8 protein-coding genes are annotated in these 5,042 nt (G+C 59.2%); all 8 read left to right on the forward strand.

Going from position 1 to position 5,042, the window contains the following annotated elements:
* Window positions 1–638, forward strand: a 638-nt coding sequence (locus tag KGL31_08055; protein ID MDE2321851.1) for an NYN domain-containing protein, incomplete at its 5' end; no start/stop codon positions are given.
* Window positions 639–764: 126 nt separating this feature from the next.
* Entirely contained in the window at window positions 765–1,139 is a 375-nt protein-coding gene (locus KGL31_08060; protein MDE2321852.1) for a hypothetical protein, read from the forward strand.
* A 6-nt stretch (window positions 1,140–1,145) separates the two neighbouring features.
* The gene (locus tag KGL31_08065) at window positions 1,146–1,961 is read left to right on the forward strand and encodes an enoyl-CoA hydratase/isomerase family protein (GenBank protein ID MDE2321853.1); all 816 of its coding nucleotides are present in this window, start codon (window positions 1,146–1,148) and stop codon (window positions 1,959–1,961) included.
* Between the two features lie 24 nt (window positions 1,962–1,985).
* Window positions 1,986–2,468 (forward strand): NUDIX hydrolase, encoded by a 483-nt coding sequence (locus KGL31_08070; GenBank protein ID MDE2321854.1) that lies wholly within the window; start codon window positions 1,986–1,988, stop codon window positions 2,466–2,468.
* Window positions 2,469–2,484: 16 nt separating this feature from the next.
* Complete coding sequence (gene thiS, locus KGL31_08075) at window positions 2,485–2,691, forward strand: sulfur carrier protein ThiS (GenBank protein ID MDE2321855.1); 207 nt, start codon at window positions 2,485–2,487, stop codon at window positions 2,689–2,691.
* Window positions 2,692–2,720: 29 nt separating this feature from the next.
* Window positions 2,721–3,497 (forward strand): thiazole synthase, encoded by a 777-nt coding sequence (locus KGL31_08080; GenBank protein ID MDE2321856.1) that lies wholly within the window; start codon window positions 2,721–2,723, stop codon window positions 3,495–3,497.
* Window positions 3,498–3,572: 75 nt separating this feature from the next.
* Window positions 3,573–4,256 (forward strand): thiamine phosphate synthase, encoded by a 684-nt coding sequence (gene thiE / locus KGL31_08085; GenBank protein MDE2321857.1) that lies wholly within the window; start codon window positions 3,573–3,575, stop codon window positions 4,254–4,256.
* Between the two features lie 9 nt (window positions 4,257–4,265).
* Window positions 4,266–4,799, forward strand: coding sequence for an NYN domain-containing protein (locus KGL31_08090; protein ID MDE2321858.1), 534 nt, complete (start codon window positions 4,266–4,268; stop codon window positions 4,797–4,799).
* The last annotated feature ends 243 nt before the right edge of the window (window positions 4,800–5,042 follow it).

Raw genomic sequence — 5,042 nt, forward strand, 5'->3', positions numbered from 1 at the left:
AGGGAAAGATCCTGGTGAAGCGAGCCTATGCCGATTGGGGACGCTACGCCGAGTATAAACGGGCCCTTCACGAGGCGGCTATTGAGTTGATCGACATCCCGCAGAAGCGAATCAGCGGCAAAAACAGCGCCGACATCCGGCTGGCAGTGGATGCGATGGATATGGCCTATTCCAAGGAGCATCTTGACACCTTTGTCATTGTCTCGGGCGACAGCGATTTTTCACCTCTGGTCTCCAAGCTGCGGGAGAACAACAAGGAGGTTATCGGTCTCGGCGTCAAGAATTCGGTGTCGGAGCTGTTGGTGGACAACTGTGATGAATTCATCTACTACGAAGACCTGATTCGCCCTCCCAAAAAGCCGCCCGTCATCACCGGATTGCCCGAGAAGAAGGTGGAGGTGTTCGAACTCCTGGGAGACTCCATCCAGGCCCTTCTGCGGGAGAACAAAGAGGTGCTTTGGGGCTCAATGGTCAAGCAGACGATGATTCGCAAGCGGCCCTCTTTTAACGAAGGGTATTACGGGTACAGCACCTTTTCCAAGCTGTTGGAGGACGCCGCCAAACACAATATTATCGAGTTGAAGCGGGACCCGAAGAGCGGGACGTACATTGTTACCAGTTTCGCGGAGGCCACATAGGTAACAGGACCGGTGTGGCGGCATATGACCCGGTCTACCACTCCGGAGGGCCGTTGAGAGACTCCCAGTGATCCCGTTTGTGCGTATGCCGTCTGAAGCACCTGTCGCTTGAGGGGAAGATTCCGCATGAAGGAGCAACCCCGTAAAGACGAGCGGTTTCGGGTCGAGCACTTGGTCGGCCTGATCTTTTGTAGCGTGGCCGGGTTCAACCTGGTTCTCCTGTACAATCATGCCATTCGAGGCAACTGGGGTTGGTTCATCATCGTCCTTCTCGTATGTGTCCTGTTTCCCGGTCTTATCCCTTACTTCAACCTGGTTCGAGCCCTCCGAGAGGGAGACCTAATGTTGAGATGGCAGGAGCCGTTCGGGGTGGCTGTCGGGGCAATCGACAGTGTCGCCATTCTGAGCCACTGGCCGGACGCCCTCATCGATGTCTCATGGGTCTCGACCTTCATCATCGGTACGGCTGCGGCGTTTTTCCTGATCGTTCAGTCACGGTAATGGAGCATGGGCGATAAGGTACTGATTCACACGGTAAATGGCCCGGTAGCTACCATTATCCTGAACCGTCCCGATCGGTATAATGCCCTGAACCAACAGTTGGTGGAGGAGCTACTGGAGGCGGTTCTCGCCTGTCATGACGACCGAGCAGTTCGCGCAGTAGTGCTGATAGGCGCCGGCCCGGCCTTTTGCGTTGGCGGAGATGTCAGGGAGCTCAACGAACATACCGATGCCCTTGCCCAGCATGTGAAACGGCTGTTGGCGCCTCTCCACAGCGTGATCTCGTGCATCTGTCGGATGTCGAAGCCGGTCATCGCCGGGGTGGGTGGGGTAGCCGCCGGCGCCGGGATGGGCTTGGCCATGGCCTGCGATCTGGCGGTGGCGGCTGAGTCCGCCCGATTCACCATGGCCTATACGAAGCTCGGGCTACCCCCTGATGCCGGGTCGAGTTACTTTCTTCCTCGATTGGTGGGGTTGCGACGGGCGTTGGAGTTGACCTTCACCAACCGGGTTCTGACGGCAGACGAGGCGAAAGAATGGGGACTGGTCAACCGAGTAGTGCCGGATGCTGAGTTCTTTGCTGCTGTACACGCCTTGGCGGACGAGTTGGCTGGTGGCTCAACGCTTGCCCTCGGGCGGGCCAAGCGACTCCTGTCCATGAGCGACCAGGCAACCCTGGAAACCCAGATGGAGAATGAGGCTCAGCTCATCGCCCTCAGCAGCCAGACTGCGGACTTTCATGAAGGGGTGAAGGCCTTTGTCGAGAAGCGCGCGCCGGCATTCAGTTCCCCCCCCGTTGACAAGTCGTCATGCGTGGGGTAACGTCAATAGTAAGCGGGCGTAACGGTGAGCGCTGACCGGATATACCCGGATCGACCCGTCCTTGCGGTCGGAGCGGTGGTCGTGAGGGACGGAAAGGTACTGCTGGTGTTGCGGGGCAGAGAGCCGGGACGCGGCCTCTGGAGTCTCCCCGGCGGCGTCGTTCACCTCGGCGAGACGCTGCGGGCGGCGGTCGTTCGGGAACTTCGCGAGGAGTGCGGGATAGAAGTAGCCGTGATGGAGACCGCCGAGGCTGTGGAGCGGATGATCCCGGACGCCGAGGGTCGCCTGCAGTATCACTACGTTATCCTCGACTACCAGGCCAGATGGCTGCAGGGCGAGCTTGCCGTCTCGGAAGAGCTGGAAGACGCTCGCTGGGTAGATCCCGACAGCCTGGATCAGTATCATATGACCCGTGGCACGGCGGACGTGATCCGCCGCCTGTTGACCCGGCCGGCCTGTGCGACAGCAGACAGGCGAGGCGGAAACGTCCGAGAGCTTGGAGGGTAGTGAAAGGGCACTCGACGTGGAACTCACTATCAATGGGAAGAAGCGTACAGTAACAGATGGCGCCACAATCACCGCACTGCTCGAGGAGTTACAGGTTAACCCGCTCAGGGTTGCGGTCCAGCTCAATGAGCGGATCATCAAGCGCGAACTGCATGAACGCACTCCGCTGCAGGCTGGGGACGCACTGGAGATTATCACCTTTATGGCCGGCGGGGCGTCATGAGGAGCGAGACAACGTTGGCGCGGAATGTGATGGAGAGCGGCGACACCCTTAAATTTTCCGGCAGGGAGTTTCGGTCGCGGCTGATCGTCGGGACGGGCAAGTTCCCGGACTATCGAACGATGCAGCAGGCGCACGAGGCTTCGGGTGCCGAGATGGTGACGGTAGCGGTCAGAAGGGTGAACCTGGATCGCACCCAGGAGTCGCTTCTGGACTATATCGATACCGGGAAGTACGCGCTCCTGCCTAACACCGCCGGCTGTTACACAGCGGAGGAGGCGATCAAAACGGCGATGCTGGCCCGAGAGGTCGGTCTTTCGAATATGGTCAAACTGGAGGTGATTGGCGATCAGCGGACCCTCTTCCCGGACAACGAGGAGCTGTTGAAGGCTACCAGAGCGTTGGTCAAAAAGGGTTTCGTGGTCTTGCCCTACACCAACGACGATCCCATCATGGCGAAAAAGCTGGAGGATGCAGGCGCCGCCGTCGTGATGCCGCTTGCCGCCCCGATCGGTTCCGGCCTTGGGATACGAAACCCGCACAACATCAGAATCATCCTCGAGGCGGCGCGGGTTCCGATCATTGTTGACGCGGGCGTCGGTACGGCCTCGGATGCTGCTATCGCTATGGAGCTGGGATGCGATGGCGTTCTGATGAACACGGCGATTGCCTGCGCCAAAGATCCGGTCGCGATGGCGACAGCGATGCGGTACGCAATGATCGCCGGGCGATTGGCCTACCTGGCCGGACGGATACCGAAGAAGCTGTACGCCAGCGCCTCGAGCCCGCTGGAAGGCATGATCGAGTAAAGCAGTTCAGAGTTTCCATACAACGCGTCTTTCTGTCGGCTTCAAAGAGGTGCGCGGTCTGTGAACCCTCAGACATTGTATTTCACCGAGCCTTCAGCCTTCAGCCTTCAGCCTCCTTCTTCGTGGGGTCTGTACGTTGTGACAGATCGCTCCCTGACGAAGGGTCGGCCCCTTGAGATGGTCGTCGATGCCGTGCTCGCCGGTGGGGCGAAAGCCATTCAGCTTCGCGAGAAGGATCTCTCGACGCGGGACCTCTATGAACTGGTTGAGCGGCTCCTTCCTGTTGTGCACGGGCGAGGCGCCTGCCTCCTCATTAATGATCGAGTCGATCTGGCGTTGGCCTTACCGGTCGACGGCGTTCACCTTTCCAGAACAAGCCTTCCGCCTGCCGAGACGCGGGCCTTACTGGGACCGGCGCGACTGATCGGTGTGTCCTGTCACTCTCTCGAAGAGGCGATCGAGGCTGAAAAAGGGGGGGGCGATTTCATCGTATTCGGTCCGCTGTTCCCGACGCCGTCCAAGGTAGCATACGGAGCGCCCGTCGGTCTGGCGCAGCTAACGGAGGTAAGACAGCAGGTCCGACTGCCAATCTTGGGCATTGGAGGAATCACTACCTTGAATGCGGCTTCCATGATGGCGGCTGGAGCCGATGGGGTAGCTGTAATCTCTACCGTTATGGCGGCTGACGATCCGGCCGTCGCGGTTTCCACCCTGCTTCATGTCGTTCGCTCTGTCGCCAGGAGTGTGGCGGAACGCTAGGTCCTGTCCATGTGGATTGTGATTGATGGCTATAATCTGATCCGTCGCTCCCCTCGGCTTTCCCCCCTTGATCGCCGCGATCTGGAAGAGGGTCGGAACGCGCTCCTGGCAACATTAGCCGCCTACCGACGCCTCAAGGGTCACCGGATCACTGTAGTTTTCGACGGGTGGGAACGGGGCGGACTCCGGGAGCAGGTGAGCCTCACCGCCGGCCTGCAGGTGGTCTTCACGCGCCGCGGAGAGCGGGCCGACCAGGCCATCCTGCGATTTGTTGAGAAGGCTCCATCAGGAGCGGTCGCGGTCACCTCAGATCGAGCGTTAGCCGATGACGTCGCGCGAACCGGCGCCTTGGTCCTCTCTGCCGAAGTGTTTCACGAGCGCCTGGATCGCGCGCTTCGAGAAGGGGATGGGGGCGAGTTTCAAAAAGATGACGAAGATGACGACTCAGGCTTCGAATCTCCAGAGCCTCGAAGGCTGAAAGGTCCCGCTCGACGCCCATCGAAACAAGCCAAGCGCCGGATCACCACTCTCAAACGCTTGTGAGTCTTCCAGGGGTTTAGGCTGAAGACCGCAGGCTGAAGCATATCAATCGTTACGCAAGGCATGAATCGAGCCATTCGAGGCCTTTTCGATTTCTATCCCTAAAAGCCTTCAGTCTTCAGTCTTGTATCTTTACAGTAGCGTCATGAACAGGTATAGAGTCGTGGTCGAGGATCTAACACATCCGGACGTGACAGACCGCGTCAGTCTTGGTCCGGTGAGACCGTGAGATAGCACGGGTCGTCA

Source organism: Candidatus Methylomirabilota bacterium (assembly GCA_028870115.1).
GTDB lineage: Bacteria > Methylomirabilota > Methylomirabilia > Methylomirabilales > Methylomirabilaceae > Methylomirabilis.